Below are 18801 nucleotides of genomic sequence, written 5' to 3'. Positions count from 1 at the left end.
AAAAATGATTATTCTTGGTTTTAAGACATAAAAAAATCCTAATAGTTTTAACTATCAGGATTTTTAATATTAAGATTCTGCCTTCGCAGTAATTTGTTAATCTTCAACCAAAACCCAGTCACCTTTTGCTAATAAAGGTTCAGCTTGTTTATATTTAACGGTTTTGTTTTCACCATTAATAACATGCTTAATCGTAACACGATCGTTACGACCAATTTTTGGTTTATCACGTACAATAGTCTCAACCACTTCTTGTTGGCGTTGTGTGTTTCCTGCAGCTCTATTCTGTGCAGAACGCTCGTCTAAATTAGGGATTTCGTCTTTTTGCGTTTTTAAATTTTCTTTTTGACGCACTTGTCTAGCCTCTTGAATTGTGTTTTGAGTCTCTTGAGGTAATTCACCTTTAAATAAGAATGAAATAACCTCTTTATTAACTTGATCAATCATCGACTTGAATAATTCAAAAGCTTCAAACTTATAAATTAATAAAGGGTCTTTTTGCTCATGAACCGCTAATTGAACAGATTGTTTTAATTCATCCATTTTACGTAAATGAGTTTTCCAAGCATCGTCAATTATAGCTAGTGCAATGTTCTTTTCAAAATCTGTAATTAGTTGTTTACCATTAGTTTCATAGGCTTTTTCAAGGTCTGTAACTACATTTAAACTTTTAACACCATCTGTAAAAGGCACCACAATACGTTTGAATTTATCGCGTTGCGTTTCATAAACATTTTTAATTACAGGAAAAGCAATATCAGCATTGCGCGTCATTTTTTCTTTGTAATGGTCAAATGCTGCTTTGTATATTTTTGATGTGATTTCTTGAGCAGATAATTTTCCGAATTCTGCTTCAGATATTGGTGAACTCATTGAGAAATAGCGAATCAATTCAAATTCGAAATTCTTAAAGTCGCTAGCACCTTTATTAGTTTCAGCAATACCTTCTGAGGTATCAAAAATCATGTTAGCTAAATCTACACGTAAACGTTCACCATGTAAAGCGTGTTTTCTACGTTTGTAAACAACCTCACGTTGCGCATTCATAACATCATCATACTCTAATAGTCGTTTACGAACACCAAAGTTATTTTCCTCAACTTTTTTCTGAGCACGTTCAATAGATTTTGAAATCATAGAATGCTGAATTACTTCGCCTTCTTTTAATCCCATTCTATCCATCATTTTTGCAATACGCTCACTACCAAACAAACGCATTAAATTATCTTCTAAAGACACATAGAATTGAGAGCTTCCTGGATCTCCTTGACGACCAGCACGACCACGTAACTGTCTGTCTACACGACGTGAATCATGACGTTCTGTACCAACAATTGCTAAACCGCCTGCTTTTTTAACTTCATCAGATAATTTAATATCGGTACCACGACCAGCCATATTAGTAGCAATAGTTACTTGTCCTTTTCTACCTGCTTCATCAACAATTTCTGCTTCTTTTTTATGTTGTTTCGCGTTTAATACATTATGTGGTATTTTGCGAATGCTTAACATTTTACCAAGTAACTCACTAATTTCAACCGAAGTTGTACCAATAAGTACTGGTCTACCTGCTTCAGCTAATTTTGTAACATCATCAATAACAGCATTATATTTTTCGCGTTTTGTTTTATAAACTAAATCTTCTTTATCATCACGAGCAATAGGTCTGTTAGTTGGAATTTCAACGACATCTAATTTATAGATTTCCCAAAATTCTCCAGCTTCAGTAACCGCTGTACCCGTCATACCAGAAAGTTTGCGGTACATTCTAAAGTAATTTTGAAGTGTTACAGTTGCAAAAGTTTGAGTAGCATCTTCAATTTTTACATTTTCTTTAGCTTCAATGGCTTGGTGTAAACCGTCAGAATAACGACGACCATCCATAATACGACCAGTTTGCTCATCAACAATCATTACTTTATTTTCCATCACCACATATTGTGTGTCTTTCTCAAATAAAGCATAAGCTTTTAAAAGTTGATTTAAAGTGTGAATGCGTTCAGATTTTACTCCAAAGTCTTTAAATAAGTCTTCTTTAAGATCTGCTTCTTCTTCTTTAGGAAGTCCTTTGTCCTCAATTTTTGCAATCTCAATACCGATTTCTGGTAAGATGAAAAAGTCTGGATTATCTTTTCCAGATATATATTCAATACCCTTATCGGTTAATTCAATTTGATTATTTTTTTCTTCAATTACATAGTACAATTCGGCATCAACCTTAGGCATTTCGCGGTTATTGTCTTGCATGTAAAAGTTCTCAGTTTTTTGAAGTAGCTGCTTAACACCTTCTTCAGATAAAAACTTAATAAGTGCTTTGTTTTTAGGAATACCACGATAAACACGAAGTAGTTGGAAACCACCTTCTTTAGTGTCTCCTTCTTTGATTAGTTTTTTTGCATCAGCTAATACGCCTGTTAAATATTTACGTTGTACAGAAACAATATCGTCAACTTTTGGTTTAAGATCATTAAATTCATGATGGTCTCCTTTTGGAATAGGACCAGAGATAATTAATGGTGTACGAGCATCATCAACTAACACAGAATCGACCTCATCTACAATACCATAATGATGTGGGCGTTGAACCAAATCGTCTGGATTATGCGCCATATTATCACGTAAATAATCGAAGCCAAATTCGTTATTTGTTCCGTAAGTAATATCTGCATTATATGCTTTTTTACGCGCCGCAGAGTTTGGTTGGTGGTAATCTATGCAATCTACACTTAACCCGTGGAACTCAAAAATTGGAGCCATCCACGCGCTATCACGTTTTGCTAAATAATCGTTTACTGTTACTAAATGCACACCTTTTCCGGCTAATGCATTTAGATAAACAGGTAAGGTTGCTACTAATGTTTTACCTTCACCTGTTTGCATTTCGGCAATTTTACCTTGATGCATCGCGATACCACCTATAAGTTGAACATCATAATGTACCATGTCCCAAGTGATTGGTTTCCCAGCAGCATCCCAAGAATTTGCCCAAAGGGCTTTGTCGTCTTCTAAAACAACATAATCTTTTTCTCCAGATAAAGTTCTATCAAACTCATTTGCAGTAACTTTAATGGAAGTATTGTTTACAAAACGTTTTGCAGTTTCTTTTACCACAGCAAAAGCTTCAGGTAGAATATCGTTTAAAACATCTTCGGTAATTTTATAAGCATCATCTTTAAGTTTATCAATGTCTTGATAAATATCTTCACGCCTATCAATATCTTCAGTGTTTTCTGCTTCTTCTAAAAGATTAGCTATTTCTTCATCAATAGCTTTATTTGCTTCGGCGATTTTTGCTTTAAACTCAGCAGTTTTAGCTCTTAATTCGTCGTGCGATAAGGCTTCTAAAGCAGCTTCAAAGGTTTTAATTTTATCAACTAAAGGTGAAATGGCTTTAACATCTTGTTTCGATTTGTCGCCAACAAATACCTTTAGTACAGAATTTAAAAAATTCATGGGTGTGTATTTTATGTTATTCTAGGAAAGTCCTAGGGTTTTTGTTTGATTTTTGTTGCTTTAAAAAAGCACTCAAAGATACATTTTGTTATGTGTTTTATAAAGATTAGACCAAAAAAAAAGCCTCAATACGAGACTTTTTAACTTTTCTTTATGCTTTATTAATATTCATCCTCATTCCAGAGGTAATCTTCGTCTGTTGGGTAATCTGACCAAATTTCTTCAATTGAATCGTATGAGTCACCCTCATCTTCAATTGACTGTAAGTTTTCAACAACCTCCAAAGGAGCTCCCGTTCTAATAGCGTAATCTATTAACTCGTCTTTTGTTGCTGGCCAAGGCGCATCACTTAAATAAGATGCTAATTCTAATGTCCAATACATTTCTTTGTGTTTAATTTTTTGCAAAAATAAATTTTTAGTTTAAACAGACAAGAAAAAAATGAATTATTTAATCATTAATTTTAAGAACGTATTCTTTTGTGCTCTAAACAGTTGAAATTTATTGGTGCTTTGTTAATAATAATAGCAGTTTTTTATTTGGATTTAATTGAAGCTATTGCTTCTCAGGAATCCATTTAATTTCATTTGCTTGTAAGTCGTAAGACAACTTTCGTGCCAATACAAAAAGATAGTCAGAAAGACGGTTTAAATACGTTAAGGCATTTGCTTCAAAAGGTTCTAAATCGTTAAGCGCAGAAGCTAAACGTTCTGCTCTACGGCAAACACAGCGGGCTATATGACAGAATGACACGGTTTGGTGTCCGCCAGGCAACACAAAATGCGTCATAGGAGGTAATGCATCGTTCATGGTGTCCATTTTTTTTTCTAAAAGTTCAATATCTTCAGTAGAAATTTTTTCAATATTTAAACGTTCTTTCCCGTTTTTTAGAATTGCTTTTTCAGGGTCTGTTGCTAAAATAGCACCAACAATAAATAGTTTTTCTTGAATTTGAATAAGTGAATTTTTATAATCTTGATGTATGTCTTGATCGCGAATTAAACCTAAATGAGAGTTTAGCTCATCAACAGTTCCATAGCTTTCAATACGTATATGATGTTTAGGCACGCGTGTACCACCAAATAATGTAGTGGTGCCTTTGTCTCCTGTTTTAGTGTAGATTTTCATAATTACGAAGTTAGAAGTTAAAAAGTGAAAAGGCAAAAGTTTTAAACTCTAATAATAAAATGCTCTTTTACTTGCTCATTTCTAAAAAAAACAAGCCCCCAAAAAAAAGTGTCAATTGTAACAGTAACTTTTGGATGTTGTTTTATGGTTTCCCAAGTTTCAGTCATGTCTTTAGACCAGTAAATATCATCAAAAATAAAAACAGAATCGTTGCGTGTTGTTTCTAATAAAGTTTCAAAGTAATTTAAAGTAGGGGCTTTTTGGTGATTGCCATCAAAGAAAATAAGATTGTATTTGTTTGAGGTTAGTTTATTAATTTCATCATTAAAATCTCCATTAATCAGTTTAGTATTATTTACATTAAATTTTTTAAAAAAATCTTTTGTGAAATTTGTGGTATTCGGGCAACCTTCAATAGTGGTGATATTAGCTTTTGGGTTTCCTAAACTCATAGCGTGTGTGGCAATACCTAAAGATGTACCGAGTTCTAAAATACTCTCAGGTTTAAAATAATTTGTAAGCCTATATAGGAGTTTCGCTCTTTTCTTTGTAGTGCCAGCATTTTTTGCAATACTTAAAACTTTACGTACCTGTTGTTTCATTGCTTGAGAGCCTGCGCCTAAATCGGTTACTTTTATTATACTTTTGTTTTTTAAAAGCGCTTTTCTGTAATTTAAAAGAAGTTTGTAGGAATCATAATTTTTTCTATCGTAAAAGCATTTAGTTATTAAGTTGTAAACAAAAGGAGAGTGTACACCATGGTGGTTGGTAGACTTTAAAAGAAATTTTATGTATTGAGCAATTTGATAAAACATTTTAATAATTAATCTTCCAATTTAGACGACAATTCAAACCAGCGTTCTTCTTTAGCTTCAATGGTATCTATTATTTTTTGTAAATCTTCGGATAACTTATTGATTTTGTCTTGAGATAAATCCGGATTATGAAACTTGCTTTCTAATTCCTTTTTGTCAAAAGCTAATGATTTGAGTTTGCTTTCAATATTTTTTAGCTCTTTTTCTTCATTGTAAGATAGTTTTTTAGCTTCATTTTGTTTCCAAGATTGTTTCTCTTTTTTGTCTTCAGAAACATTTGAAATTACAGGTTGGCTATCTTCGTAAACTCTATAATCGGTGTAATTTCCAGGAAAATCTTCAACCACACCTTCGCCTCTAAAAACAAAAAGATGATCTACTACTTTATCCATAAAATAGCGGTCGTGTGATACCACAATAATACATCCTGGGAAATCTAAAAGGAAACTTTCAAGTACATTAAGGGTAACAATATCTAAGTCGTTTGTAGGCTCATCTAGAATTAAAAAATTAGGATTTTGTATTAAAATGGTACATAAATACAAACGTTTACGCTCTCCGCCACTTAGTTTTTCAACAAAATCATATTGTTTTTTTCTACTGAATAAAAAACGTTCTAAAAGCTGCTGCGCACTAATTTGGCGTCCTTTTTTAAGCGGAATATAATCACCAAATTCTCGAATAACATCAATAACTTTTTGCTCTGGTTTTATATCGATACCACTTTGTGTATAATAGCCAAATTTTATGGTATCACCTTTTATAACTTTACCAGAATCTGGTTTTGAAGTTTCGGTTAAAATATTAAGAAAAGTGGTTTTACCTGTACCGTTTTTTCCAATAATTCCAATACGTTCCCCTTTTTGAAACATATAATTAAATCCATCAAGTATAGTTTTATCTTTAAAGGATTTGGATACTTTATGGAACTCTAGAATTTTACTTCCCAAACGTTCCATGTTTAACTCTAGCTGAACTTCATGATCGTTTCTGCGTTGGTGAGCACGATGCTTTATATCGGCAAAATCATCAATTCTAGATTTAGATTTGGTAGTTCGCGCTTTGGGTTGACGACGCATCCAATCTAGCTCCTTTTTAAAAAGTTGTTTTGCTTTGCCAGTTTCGACAGCTTCTTGCTCAATCCTGGCTTCTCTTTTTTCTAAATAATAAGAATAATTTCCTTTGTAACTGTAAAGTTGGCCTTCGTCTAATTCTATAATCTCATTACAAACACGCTCTAAAAAGAAACGGTCGTGTGTTACCATAAAAAGGGTAATGTTTTCCTTAGTAAAGAAACTTTCTAGCCACTCAATCATTTCTAAATCTAAATGGTTTGTTGGTTCATCTAAAACCAATAAATCTGGTTTGTTAATTAGCGCATTAGCTAATGCTAAACGTTTTTTTTGCCCACCAGAAAGTATACTTACTTTTTGACTTAAATCTTCAAGTTTTAATTTGAAAAGAATTTGTTTGTAAAGTGTTTCAAAATCCCAAGCTTGGTGACGTTCCATCGCCTCAAAAGCTTTTTGATATACTTCTGAGTCATTTGGATTTAAAAGTGCTTTTTCATAGTCTGAAATCACTTTTAAAATAGGATTGTCGCTTGCAAAAATAGTTTCTTCAATGGTTAAATTTTCATCAAACTTTGGGTCTTGAGATAAGAAAGAAACTTTTATGTCTTTTCTATATATGACATTTCCAGAGTCTGCTTGGTCATCTCCAGATAGAATATTTAATATGGAAGTTTTACCTGTACCATTTTTGGCGACAAAGGCTATTTTTTGGTCTTTATGAACACTAAAAGAAATATCTTCAAAAAGAATTAGCTCTCCGTAAGATTTTGATATGTTTTCAACTGTTAAATAATTCAAAGTATATTTTTTTGCAAATAACGTATAAAAAACCAAAAATACTGTTATATGTTTTATTGTTCAACGTGAAAACTTATATTTGTGAGAAATGAATCTAGGTATATGAAGAGATGGTTTCTTGTTGTTTTAGTAATTTTAAATATGGTGTTTGTATCATGTATTACAAATAAGGACCTTGTTTATTTGCAAGATAAAGGAGTAAATGGTAGTGATACTCTTTCTATTAAAGAGTTGTCTAAACCCTATCGGGTACAAGTTAATGATATACTAAGTATAAACGTAAAAGCTTTAGATCCAGAGCTTGTTAGTATATTTAATCCAGTTGAAAGTGGAAATGGATCTTCCCAAGGCGGGCTTTATTTTAGTGGTTTCACTGTAGATTTACATGGGAATATTGAGTTTCCTATTTTAGGAAAAATTAATGTGTTAGGTTTTACAATTGATGAAATTAAAGATAAAGTAGAAAGTGAACTTTTAAAGCAATATTTTAAGGAATCTGCTGAAATTTTTGTTACAGTTAAATTATCAGGATTAAAATACACTACAGTAGGTGAAATAGGGGCAGGTGTGCATATTTTGTATCAAGACCGTGTAAATATAATTGAAGCATTGGCAAATGCTGGTGATATTTCACAAACAGGAGATAGAAAAGATATTTTGGTGATAAGACAATATCCTAATGGTCAAAAAATTCACCATATAGATTTAACCGATATTAAAGCTATGCAATCTCCGTTTTATTATATCCAACCTAATGATATTATTTTGGTTAAGCCATTAAAGCGTAAAGCCATTGGAGCAGGACAAACAGCAATACAAAATTTAACTACAATTGCTTCTATTTTATCGGTACTAGTCTCTACTTATTTTTTAACAAAAAATCTTTAAGCTTATAATATGGAAGAAGAATTTGATGTTTCAGAATCAAAGTCAACATTTGATATTAAGGCTTTTGTAATTAGGGTTTTAAGTTATTGGAAGTTGTTTGTGTTATTTATAGGGTTAAGCGTTTTTATTGTGTACCAACAAAATATACGTAAGCAACAATCCTATAGATTAGGGACTCAGATTTCTATCGAAGAGGAGTCTAACCCGTTATTTACATCAACAACAAGCTTAACATTTAATTGGGGTGGAGTTTCTGGGAAGGTTCAAACTATCATGAATTCTTTAAAATCCCGATCTATACATGAGAATGTTGTTGATAATCTTGAGTTTTATATTACTTATTTAAAACAGTCAAGATTTAGAAAGGACGATATTTATACTTATGCCCCTTTTAAGATTGATTTAATACCTAATACAAATCAATTATTAAACAGACCTATAAGAATCACTTTTCTTGAAAATAATAAATATCAGATTTCTATTAATTTTGAATCAAAGATAGTTACAACTCAAAATTTTACTAGTAAAAACAAATCTAATTTAGATGTTAATGTCGGAGAATTCAAAAGAGAATTTAACATAGGGGATACAATACAACTTCCTTTTATGAATAGTGTTTTATCTGTTAAAAAGGATAGGAAAGTATTGTCAAAAGAAGAATATTATATTCAGTTTAATGATTTTGATGCGGTTGTTTCTAAATATAGAGCGAGTTTAAATATTGATAATCCAAGAAATTCAGCCATATTAAATTTAAGTATGGTTGATGTAAACAAGGCTAAGATTGTAGACTATTTAAATGAAACTATTGAAGTCTTAAGTGAAGATCAGCTTAACAGAAAAAATCAATTTGTTACGAACACTATAAAATTTATTGATGAGCAATTAGATCGTGTGAAATCTCAATTAACTTTAAATGCAGATTCACTAAATAATTATAAGCAAAAAAACAAAATATTTAACTTGAATAATGAGAGTTTAGCAATAAATAATAAACTAACATCATTAGAATTAGAAAAAGATAATATTAATAGAAAACTAGCTTATTATGCGAGTTTGAAAACTTATTTAGAAACAAGTGATACATTCACAGATGTGCCTGCACCGGCTGTAGCAGGTATAGACGATTCCAATATACTTTCTAATATAGGTAAGATTAATGACTTGTCTGTACAAAAATCAAAATATGGATCTACCGTAAGAAAAGACGCTACCATTTTTACAGATCTTAATAGACAAATAGATGGCTTGAAAAAAGTACTCGCAGAGAATATTAGTTCAGTAACCAATCAATTAAGAAGGGATCTACAATCTACAAATTCTAAAATAGGAATTGAAGAGGCTAAAATAAAAAAGCTGCCAAAGGCTCAACAACAATTATTTGATATACAAAGGCAATACTCACTAAGTGAACAAACATATAATATGTTTTTAGCAAAGCGAGGTGAAGCCGATATTATTAAATCTGCAAGTGTATCTGATATTTTGATTATTGATAAAGCTAAAGATACAGGCGCTATACCGATAGATTTAAAGTTAAGCTCTAGGTATTTATTTGCTGTAATTGGTGGTATATTGCCCCCGTTATTACTGGCGTTTTTGATAACTTTTTTAGATAATAAAATACATAATCCACAAGTTTTAGAAAATTTGTCTAGTATTCCTCTATTAGGTGTTGTTGGAAAGAATAATTTGGAAAATAACTTAATTGTACACTTGAAGCCTAAATCAACTATAGCTGAAGCATTTAGATCCATACGTTCTAGTTTACAGTATTTTTATAAAAAACATAGTTTAGATGGTACCAAAACAGTTATGGTGACATCATCTGTCAGTGGTGAAGGAAAAACGTTTTGCTCAATAAATATTGCTACTGTTTTTGCTATGAGCGGAAAAAAAACAATACTAGTAGGTCTAGATTTAAGGAAACCAAAGATATTTGGGGATTTTGAGATTCAAAATGACATAGGTGTTGTTAATTATTTAATTGGGCAGAAATCATTTGATGAAGTGATTCAAAAAACAAAAGTGCCTAATTTAGATGTTATTACATCTGGGCCAATACCCCCAAATCCATCTGAGTTATTAATGAGTGAACATATGGATAGTTTAATGGAGAACTTAAAAAAATGTTATGATTTTATTGTTTTAGATACTCCACCAGTAGGATTAGTGGCAGATGCATTAGAGCTCACAGAATATGTAGATGCCTCTATTTATGTTGTAAGACAAGATTACACTAAAAAAGGCATGATAAGTCTCGTAAATGATAAATACAATAAAGGAGAAATTAAAAATATAAGTTTTGTGTACAATGGTTATAATCAAAAAGGAAAATACGGTTATGGCTATGGTTACGGTTATGGTTATGGCTACGGTTACGGAAGTTATGCAAATGGATACAATGATGATGGTAAACAAAAAGTTGATTTTTTAAGTAGATTGAGGAGGAGCTTTAAAATAAATTAACAAAAAATACAGGAAAGGCTTTTATCAAGATAAATATTGTTAATTAACAATCAGAATTAGTCTCTAAATAGCAATTTTGGGATTAACTTTTTATCGTAAAAAAAAGATGAGTAGTTTATTTTATACTATAAGAAGGTAATTAATATGGAGCAGAAGTAATAAAAATTCACTCTGAAAGTTTTGCCGTTATCTTGAAATAAAGAGTTTCATCAATTAAAATTTTAAAATATAAATAAAAGTAGTTTAGATATAAAGAATGCAACTTGAAACCAAAATATACCAAAAGGAAAATAGTCTAAAACTAACTAAGCAATTAAAAGAAAGCATAAAAGATTTGTTTGGCTCTCATTTTTTAGCTAAACAATTGGCTATTAGGGATGTTAGGTCACAATACAGGCAATCATATTTGGGTATTATTTGGGCATTTATTACGCCAGTTACTTCGGCTCTAGTTTGGATTATTTTAAATTTAACAGGAACCATAAGGATTTCAGATACAGGTGTACCTTATCCTATTTATGCCTTTTCAGGAACTTTAATTTGGTCTATAATAACAGAATCAATCAATTCCCCTTCTAGTAGCACTAACGCAGCAAGAGGTATTATAACAAAAATAAATTTTCCGAAAGAAGCCTTAGTTTTATCTGGTATTTATAAACTATTTTTTAACAGTACTATAAAAATAGTACTATTAGTAATCTTCATTTTTATTTTTGGTATTGGGTTTCATTGGTCGTTGTTATTGTTTCCTCTAGCAATAGCCATTTGTGTTTTGTTTGGTACAACAATAGGGCTATTCATGACTCCAATAGGGTTGATTTATAATGATATTGCTAAAATAATAAGAATGGGTTTAAGTTTTTTAATGTATGTAACACCAGTAGTATATATTATACCTAAAGAAGGAATTATGAAAGCCATTATGGAAATAAATCCTTTTACTGCATTAATTCTTACTTGTAGAGATCTTGCTTTTGGAACTGCAACTGAATATTTGGGCTATTTTTTTTGGATTTTTTTAATTAGTGTTGCTTTGTTTTTTATAGCCTTGATGTTTTATAGAATATCAATTCCTATCATTGTTGAACGTTTAAGTGCTTAATATGAATGAAAGTGAAGTCCTTGTAAAGGTGGAAGGTTTAAGTAAAAAATTCTGTAAAGATTTAAAAACAAGCTTATGGTATGGGGTACAAGATTTGGTTTCCAATATTCGTGGAAATAAAAATGAAAGGCAGTTGCGTGATAAAGAATTTTGGGCGGTTAAAAATATTAATTTTGAGTTGAGACGAGGCGAATGTTTAGGTTTAATAGGACATAATGGGGCAGGGAAATCTACCTTGCTTAAAATACTAAATGGGTTAATTAATCCAGATTCTGGAAAAATCACTATTAAAGGAAATGTTGGTGCTCTTATTGAGCTTGGTGCAGGGTTTAACCCAATACTAAGCGGTAGAGAAAACATATACAACAACGGAGCTGTGTTGGGTTTTAATAAAGAAGAGATTGATAGTAAAATTGAGAATATTATAGATTTTTCTGAAATACGTGAATTTATAGATATGCCCGTTCAAAACTATAGTTCAGGCATGAAGGTAAGGTTAGGTTTTGCTGTGGCTGCTCAAATGGAGCCTGATGTGCTAATTATTGATGAGGTGCTTGCAGTTGGTGACTTAGGGTTTGTTACTAAATGCTTTAAAAAAATAGATAGTTTATTGCCCAAAACCGCAGTTGTTTTTGTATCTCATAGTATGCCAATGGTTTCTAGAATTTCAACTCAAATTTTATTAATGGAAAAAGGAAGGATGGAATATTACGGAAAAGATGTTGCAGTTGGGATTAATTCCTATTATAAAAAATTTACTAATAATACAACAAGTGTTTTACTTGATGATGGTTCAATTGAAGATTTTGCTTTTGAAATTCTAACAGATAATAATATTGTTAATTGGGGGGAGGATTTAAATTTTACTGCTTCTTTTAAGAATAATAAATTAAAACAAATCCCTTATATTTCAATTGGAATATATGATAAAGAGAATAGACCTGTTGTTCTAATGAGATATGATGAAAAAAAAGTATCTATTTCTAAAGGGAAAATTAGGTTGAATTTTATACATAAAAAAATACAACTCTCTAGAGGAGTTTATACATTCAATGTGATAGTTAATGAGAAGTTTAACAGAAATGCCGTTTTTAGAGTAAACAATATACAGCAACTATTTGTAGAATGTGATACAGAATCCTTTCCTCCATTTTTATTAGATACAACCTTATTAGATGTACTTTATGAAAAGTGATTTAGATTATGTAGAATGTTCAGTTTGTGGAAGTAAAAACTTCAAACTTATTATTAAACAAAAGAACATTGGTTATAATTTAAACTTAGTTATATGTAAGAATTGCAGTTTGGGACTTTTAAATCCAAGATGGACGAAAGAAAAGTATGCAAATTATTATAAAGAAGAATACGATAAACAATATAGACCAAATATCCAAAGTGAAAAAGAAAAGGACATATGTCCAAACCCAATCTTAGAAAGGTTTAAAAATAACAATATAGATATACTTAGGTTTAAAAATATTTTGGATATTGGTGGTGGTTCGGGGGATAATTTAATGGCTTTTAAACGTAATAATTCTGAAATTAAATGTTTTGCCATAGAGCCTTCTATCAAGGCGCAAAAAAACTTGACGCAAAAAGGGGTTCAAATTATTTCTGATGATGTTGATACTCATTGGGAAGCTAATTTCGCTGAAAAATTTGATGTTGTAATAATGAGGCATGTTTTAGAACATTTTTTAAGACCACTCGAAGTTTTAAAAAAAGTGCAGCAAGTATTGAGTGAAAATGGAATTTTATATATAGCAGTTCCAAACAATCTATTAGAAAAGAGAAGTGCAGGTTGGCTAAGAATAGCACATACTTACTATTTTAACAAATACACACTGTCTAAAATTCTAAACAAATCATCATTAAGTATTCAGGCACTTTATTTAGAGGACAAGTATAATAGATTTGAGATTTTTGCTTTTGCAAAAAAAGGTTTAGTTAACTTGGATATCCAAGTTAACAAAAAAGTTATAAAATCTCAGGAAAAAGCTTTCAAAAGTGCATTAAAAATTAAAAGTTATTTTACAGTATTTAAAAACACCTTTAATAGTATATTCCGTTAACTTAAAAAAAATCATCAAGAAATTAAGGTATGAAAAAAAAAATATGTTTTTTGGGTATTGAATTACAAATAAGTATAAAAAGAAAAAAAAAGAATTTAAGCATTAATAAATTATTAAATGTTGTAGAAAATGCTAAATTAAATTTTGGGCCAGGACCAAATTGGATAAAACCAAGTTCTGAATGGATTAATATAGATGTAGATCCTGATAGAGCTGATATTGTTATTAACTTCAGGGATTTTAAACACCTTCCTTTAAGAGATGATTCTATTGAATGTGTTTATGGTTCACATGTATTTGAGCATATAAGTATTTTTAAAACTCCAATAGTTTTTAAAGAAGTGTTTAGAGTTTTAAAAAAAAATGGAGTTTTTAGGTTGGTTCTTCCTGATGTTGAGAAAAGTATTAACGAATATATTAATAGCAATGAGGATTTTTTGCTTTTCAAAAGAAGGAAAGATAGAGCACTATTAAATTATAAAAAAAAATACACTTTATTTGAATGTTTAAAAGAAGATTTTTTGTCACCAAACGGACAAATAGATCTTTTAGGTAAAGACTCTCTAGCTCATCAAAATGCTTGGGATTTTCAATCAATAAAGTTAGATTTAGTAAGAGCAGGATTTGACATTGATAAAATAAAAAGAATGGGTTTTAAAGCTACTCAAACAAATCATTTTTCATTTGAAGGAGCCTATGAATCTGAAGCAAATGAAGATTATAGGTCACTATATATTGAAGCAATAAAATAAGGTTAGAACGTAATTTAAAATGACTAAGCTAATAAAGAAAGCCAAAAATGTTGTTAAGTCATTAATTGGATTTAATAGGGTCAAAAATATTTTACCACAAATTAAAGGTGAAAATCTAAATAAATCAAAAAAAAAATTATTTCATATCTCAGCCTTTAATTATGGAAATGCAGGAGATATATTGCTGCCATTGGCTTTACAGGATACTTGGAATATGGAAAATAAATTTTTTGGTTGGGAAAATCAATTAATTTACCCAACTGTCGATTCAAAATTGGTAAAAAAAATAAATAAATCAAAAGGTCTTATTATCGGAGGAGGAGGTTTGTTTTTAAAAGACACCAATGCTAATAATATGAGTGGTTGGCAATGGCCATGTTCAGTAGAAATGTTGTCTAAAATAAAAGTTCCAATATTTTTCTATGCAGTAGGATACAATAGATTTAGGGGACAAGAAGAATTTGAACCAATTTTTAAAGAAAATATAAAAGCTTTTGCAGAAAAGGCTGTATATATTGGTTTAAGAAATAATGGTAGTATAGATGCTTTAAAAAACTATTTACCAAATTATTTACATAAAAAGCTAAAATTTCAACCTTGTATGACTACTTTTTTGTCAGAGCTTTATTCAAATGAAATTGACTTTAATTGTGACAAACAAAATTTCATAGCTTTTAATGCTGCGTTTGATCGCTCACATTTAAGATTTGGTATAAACATTGGGGAAATTTTGACAGATATATCTATAGTCTTAAGGGAACTATCAGAAATAATTCCTTTAAAGTTTTATAGTCACATGAATTCAGATGAAACTATAATTCCATTTTTACAAAGTCATGGTGTAAAATATGAATTGGTTAGGTTAAATAATACACATCCAAAGCATATTTTAGAAGCTTACACCAAGCCAAAATTAGTTATAGGAATGAGGGGGCATGCGCAAATGATACCTTTTGGTTGTAAAACACCAATTATATCTATAGTATCCCATAATAAATTACAATGGTTTTTAGATGATATAGGTATGCCTGAATGGGGAGTAGATGTGAAAAGTTCTAATTTTAAGGAAGATTTAAAATTAAAAGTATTAAAAGCTTTAGAAAATACTGAAAATAATATTAAATATATAGAAAAGAAACAAAAAGAACTTTTTGAAATTTCTATGAAAAACGTAAGAGAAGGATTTTCTGCCTTGAATACAAAATAAATGTGTGTAAATTAGAGTTAATTAAGTGGAAAAATACATGTTGTATTTGTGAATAACGAAATTAAATAAAAATAGTTCTCACAGCTATTTAAAAATATTAGAGATTAAGATGAAATGCGGGATTTAGTAGCTATAAACGGACCTTGGCAAGTTGTTACTTTTTTAAATTTTTATATGACGGAGTATGGTGAAAAATCACCACCTCCTTGTACCGTTATTTTTTATGAAATAAATGACGAATTAAAACGTGTATGTCAATTAATATTATCTAGTTATGACTATGTTGATCAAATATACGACGCAAAAGATCTTAATAATATAATAGAAAGATCTTTTAATAATATTTGGATTTGTAAATTGTTTTCTTTTGAATCCAAAAAACTTGTTGATAGTTTCCCTTTATTACCTATTATTTTATTCGAGGAAGGCATGCACTCTTACGTACATAAGCAATATTTTACATTAATGAATGTAATCAGAAGTACAGATACTATTAATAAAAAACTAAAAGTATCACTTAAATATTTTTTTAAGAAGGAAGATCTTATAAGATTTTTTCCAGAATTAATATTACCAACCCACCAAAAAAAATGTATAAGAAATTATTATTTATTCTCTCTTTTAGCAAGTGGAAACCCAAAGAATAAAATAAGTAGTCAATATGTATTTAATGTGCTTGAGCAAGCTAATCGTGTTTTAGAACCAGAATCTATTTTAAGTTCAGGTAGACCTTGTGTTTTGGTTGTAGGACAGTATTTTTCAAATTTAGATTTACTGACATTTGAATATGAACTTAATGTGTATTTTAGGATATTAAATTATTATATAGATAAAGGATTTGATGTATATTGGAAAGGACATCCTAGAAATAAAATGTTTGATCAGAAAATAAAGGAATCTTTTGGGGATAATGTAAAAATATTAAAAAATAATTCTATTCCATTGGAGATTTTTTTAATTTCTAACCCAGATATTGAAGTTTGTGGTCTATCATCATCAGTCTTGCTATACAAAGCGCTTTTATTTAATGATAAAACAAAGCAATGTTTGTACTTAGTTAAGAATCAATTAAATAAAAATTGTATTTGGTATAATGATTTTTTAAAGATATTTTCTTTAATCGAAAGTAACGTTCAGAGAATCAATATCCATATGCTATAGATTATAGATATGGATAGAAACGAATTTTTAAATTGAAGTAATAAATGAAAATAGCATTTACTATTTGTTCCAATAATTATTTGGCTCATGCTAAAACATTGGGTGATTCTTTTTTAGAACATCATCCTGATACAAAATTCTTTATTGGTTTAGTAGATAAATTTGATGAATCTTTTAATTATGAAGTTTTTTCTTCTTTTACAATAATACCTGTTGAGACATTGCAAATTAAATGTTTTAATGAATTAAATAAGAAATACAATATTGTAGAATTGAATACAGCTGTTAAGCCATTCTATTTTCATTATCTATTTACTGTTTTTAAGCCAGAGAAGCTGTTGTATATAGATCCAGATATTTTAGTGACAAGCAATTTTGAAGAAGTTTTTAATGAATTAGATGAGAAGAATATTGTGATTACACCTCATATATGTAAACCTATTGATGATGAATATACACCTACGGATTACCATACTTTAAGAGGTGGAGTATTTAATTTAGGTTTTATTGCTTTGAGTCACTATAGTAAAGTTCAAGAATTTTTAGATTGGTGGGGGGCAAGACTGGTTAAATATGGATTTGCAGATTTTTCGAAAAGTATGTTTTATGATCAAATATGGATTAATTACGTTCCAGCGTTTTATGATAATTATTTTATTTTAAAACATCCAGGGTACAATATGGCAAATTGGAATTTACATGAGAGATCCCTTTTTATTAAAAACAAAACATATTATGTTAATGAGATATATCCGCTTCGTTTTTTTCATTTTAGTAGTTACAAGTTCAATAAACCAAATCAAATATGTTCCTATTTAACGCGATTTGATTTTAACAATAGGCCAGATTTATTAGTTTTATTTAATGATTATAATAAACGGCTTTTAGATAATAATGTTGAAACAATATCTAACTTAAATATTTTTTATTATCCTAAAATAATAGCTGCCAAACCAGTAAAAAAGAGAAGTAATAAAACTATTTTGTTCAAAATATTTAATAGAACAAAAAGAGCAATTAAAATTCTTATTTATGGGTAAGTACAATAAAAAAGTTGTTATAGTTATCCCAATATATAATGATTGCCCTTCTGAATTTGAGTTGATTTCATTTCGGCAGTGTTTTAAAATATTAGACAAACATCCTATTAAAATAATTGCGCCGCATGGATTAAGTATGGGTAAATACCAAGAGGTTGTTTCAAGTTTTGAAGTTGTGTATATTGATTCAAAATGGCAATCATCAATTGAAAAATACAATAAGCTTAAAATGAGTCAGTTTTTTTATAAATTTTTTGATGATTATCAATATTTGTTAACCTATGAATTAGATGCATTTGTGTTTAAAGACGAACTTTTGCATTGGTGCAATAAAGGTTATGATTATATTGGTTCACCTTGGTTTTTAGGTTATGAAAATCCCACAAATGAGTTTTTAGGTGTGGGGAATTCTGGCTTTTCTTTAAGAAATGTAAGAGCAATGAAACGAGCCATACGGAAAGTATACATTAATGAAGCGGCTCATTTTTATTTTGGTAAAAGAAATAGGGTTACGTTTAAATTATCTACACTACTTAATTATTTGCTTATATATTTTGGCGAGAATGATACGATACAGAGAGCAGCTCATACTAACGAAGATGCGTTTATTGCTCAAATAATAGCTAAAAGGATTAAAGATTTTAAAATAGCTCCAATAAGAGAAGCCATACAATTTGGTTTTGAGGTTAAACCGAAATACCTTTATCAACTGAATGAAAATAGATTGCCAATGGGGTGTCATGCCTGGTGGAAATATGATCTTAAATTTTGGAAGCCATTTATTGAAAATTTTGGATACAAAATAAATTTTACATAAAATTTAATAGGTAAGCCTAATAAATT

The 18801-nt window shown here is 29.8% G+C and carries 15 protein-coding genes; 10 read left to right on the top strand and 5 right to left on the bottom strand.

Features of this window, described 5'->3' with window-relative positions; all coding sequences use genetic code 11:
• Positions 1-96: 96 nt before the first annotated feature.
• From secA to BT151_RS11985, 5 genes are all read right to left on the bottom strand, one after another.
• Positions 97-3453 carry a preprotein translocase subunit SecA gene (gene secA, locus BT151_RS12005; RefSeq protein WP_072402468.1) on the bottom strand — a complete coding sequence of 1119 codons (3357 nt, stop codon included), beginning with the start codon at positions 3451-3453 and terminating at the stop codon, positions 97-99.
• A 161-nt stretch (positions 3454-3614) separates the two neighbouring features.
• A complete protein-coding gene (locus BT151_RS12000; protein ID WP_019387375.1) occupies positions 3615-3836 on the bottom strand; it encodes a DUF2795 domain-containing protein in 222 nt (73 codons plus the stop codon).
• A 172-nt stretch (positions 3837-4008) separates the two neighbouring features.
• Complete coding sequence (locus BT151_RS11995; RefSeq protein WP_072402466.1) at positions 4009-4581, bottom strand: cob(I)yrinic acid a,c-diamide adenosyltransferase; 573 nt, start codon at positions 4579-4581, stop codon at positions 4009-4011.
• A 41-nt stretch (positions 4582-4622) separates the two neighbouring features.
• On the bottom strand, positions 4623-5396 hold the full coding sequence (locus tag BT151_RS11990; RefSeq protein ID WP_072402464.1) for an O-methyltransferase: 774 nt from the start codon (positions 5394-5396) through the stop codon (positions 4623-4625).
• 8 nt (positions 5397-5404) lie between these two features.
• Positions 5405-7267, bottom strand: a complete 1863-nt coding sequence (locus BT151_RS11985; protein WP_072402462.1) for an ABC-F family ATP-binding cassette domain-containing protein — start codon at positions 7265-7267, stop codon at positions 5405-5407.
• A 102-nt stretch (positions 7268-7369) separates the two neighbouring features.
• Here BT151_RS11985 and BT151_RS11980 point away from each other — a divergent pair, with 102 nt between their 5' ends.
• The 10 genes from BT151_RS11980 to BT151_RS11935 all read left to right on the top strand — a co-directional run bounded on the left by BT151_RS11980 (position 7370) and on the right by BT151_RS11935 (position 18775).
• Positions 7370-8155 carry a polysaccharide biosynthesis/export family protein gene (locus BT151_RS11980; protein WP_072402461.1) on the top strand — a complete coding sequence of 262 codons (786 nt, stop codon included), beginning with the start codon at positions 7370-7372 and terminating at the stop codon, positions 8153-8155.
• A 9-nt stretch (positions 8156-8164) separates the two neighbouring features.
• Entirely contained in the window at positions 8165-10624 is a 2460-nt protein-coding gene (locus BT151_RS11975; RefSeq protein WP_072402459.1) for an exopolysaccharide transport family protein, read from the top strand.
• 256 nt (positions 10625-10880) lie between these two features.
• On the top strand, positions 10881-11726 hold the full coding sequence (locus tag BT151_RS11970; RefSeq protein ID WP_072402456.1) for an ABC transporter permease: 846 nt from the start codon (positions 10881-10883) through the stop codon (positions 11724-11726).
• A gap of 1 nt (position 11727) precedes the next feature.
• Positions 11728-12921 carry an ABC transporter ATP-binding protein gene (locus BT151_RS11965; RefSeq protein ID WP_072402454.1) on the top strand — a complete coding sequence of 398 codons (1194 nt, stop codon included), beginning with the start codon at positions 11728-11730 and terminating at the stop codon, positions 12919-12921.
• Positions 12911-13798 (top strand): class I SAM-dependent methyltransferase, encoded by an 888-nt coding sequence (locus BT151_RS11960; protein WP_072402452.1) that lies wholly within the window; start codon positions 12911-12913, stop codon positions 13796-13798. Before BT151_RS11965 ends, BT151_RS11960 begins: the two co-directional genes overlap by 11 nt.
• A gap of 29 nt (positions 13799-13827) precedes the next feature.
• Entirely contained in the window at positions 13828-14550 is a 723-nt protein-coding gene (locus BT151_RS11955) for a class I SAM-dependent methyltransferase (protein WP_072402450.1), read from the top strand.
• Positions 14551-14569: 19 nt separating this feature from the next.
• Positions 14570-15757, top strand: a complete 1188-nt coding sequence (locus BT151_RS11950) for a polysaccharide pyruvyl transferase family protein (RefSeq protein ID WP_072402449.1) — start codon at positions 14570-14572, stop codon at positions 15755-15757.
• Positions 15758-15871: 114 nt separating this feature from the next.
• The gene (locus tag BT151_RS11945) at positions 15872-16918 is read left to right on the top strand and encodes an alpha-2,8-polysialyltransferase family protein (protein ID WP_072402447.1); all 1047 of its coding nucleotides are present in this window, start codon (positions 15872-15874) and stop codon (positions 16916-16918) included.
• Between the two features lie 44 nt (positions 16919-16962).
• On the top strand, positions 16963-17958 hold the full coding sequence (locus BT151_RS11940) for a glycosyltransferase family protein (RefSeq protein ID WP_072402445.1): 996 nt from the start codon (positions 16963-16965) through the stop codon (positions 17956-17958).
• Positions 17951-18775: a DUF5672 family protein gene (locus BT151_RS11935; protein WP_072402442.1), complete on the top strand. Its 825-nt coding sequence runs from the start codon at positions 17951-17953 to the stop codon at positions 18773-18775. Before BT151_RS11940 ends, BT151_RS11935 begins: the two co-directional genes overlap by 8 nt.
• Positions 18776-18801 lie beyond the last annotated feature (26 nt).

Source organism: Flaviramulus basaltis (assembly GCF_900114265.1).
GTDB lineage: Bacteria > Bacteroidota > Bacteroidia > Flavobacteriales > Flavobacteriaceae > Flaviramulus > Flaviramulus basaltis.
The sequence above is the reverse complement of the archived record's forward strand: the minus strand, read 5'-3'. Positions and strand labels throughout refer to the sequence as shown.

Excerpts from the sequence above, each read along its gene's own strand:
- BT151_RS11935 (WP_072402442.1), top strand. The coding sequence starts at position 17,951 with ATGGGTAAGTACAATAAAAAAGTTGTTATAGTTATCCCAATATATAAT.
- BT151_RS11975 (WP_072402459.1), top strand. The coding sequence starts at position 8,165 with ATGGAAGAAGAATTTGATGTTTCAGAATCAAAGTCAACATTTGATATT.
- BT151_RS11950 (WP_072402449.1), top strand. The coding sequence starts at position 14,570 with ATGACTAAGCTAATAAAGAAAGCCAAAAATGTTGTTAAGTCATTAATT.
- BT151_RS11980 (WP_072402461.1), top strand. The coding sequence starts at position 7,370 with ATGAAGAGATGGTTTCTTGTTGTTTTAGTAATTTTAAATATGGTGTTT.
- BT151_RS11940 (WP_072402445.1), top strand. The coding sequence starts at position 16,963 with ATGAAAATAGCATTTACTATTTGTTCCAATAATTATTTGGCTCATGCT.
- BT151_RS11965 (WP_072402454.1), top strand. The coding sequence starts at position 11,728 with ATGAATGAAAGTGAAGTCCTTGTAAAGGTGGAAGGTTTAAGTAAAAAA.
- BT151_RS12000 (WP_019387375.1), bottom strand. The coding sequence starts at position 3,836 with ATGTATTGGACATTAGAATTAGCATCTTATTTAAGTGATGCGCCTTGG.
- BT151_RS11955 (WP_072402450.1), top strand. The coding sequence starts at position 13,828 with ATGAAAAAAAAAATATGTTTTTTGGGTATTGAATTACAAATAAGTATA.
- BT151_RS11970 (WP_072402456.1), top strand. The coding sequence starts at position 10,881 with ATGCAACTTGAAACCAAAATATACCAAAAGGAAAATAGTCTAAAACTA.
- BT151_RS11990 (WP_072402464.1), bottom strand. The coding sequence starts at position 5,396 with ATGTTTTATCAAATTGCTCAATACATAAAATTTCTTTTAAAGTCTACC.
- BT151_RS11995 (WP_072402466.1), bottom strand. The coding sequence starts at position 4,581 with ATGAAAATCTACACTAAAACAGGAGACAAAGGCACCACTACATTATTT.
- BT151_RS11945 (WP_072402447.1), top strand. The coding sequence starts at position 15,872 with ATGCGGGATTTAGTAGCTATAAACGGACCTTGGCAAGTTGTTACTTTT.
- secA (WP_072402468.1), bottom strand. The coding sequence starts at position 3,453 with ATGAATTTTTTAAATTCTGTACTAAAGGTATTTGTTGGCGACAAATCG.
- BT151_RS11960 (WP_072402452.1), top strand. The coding sequence starts at position 12,911 with ATGAAAAGTGATTTAGATTATGTAGAATGTTCAGTTTGTGGAAGTAAA.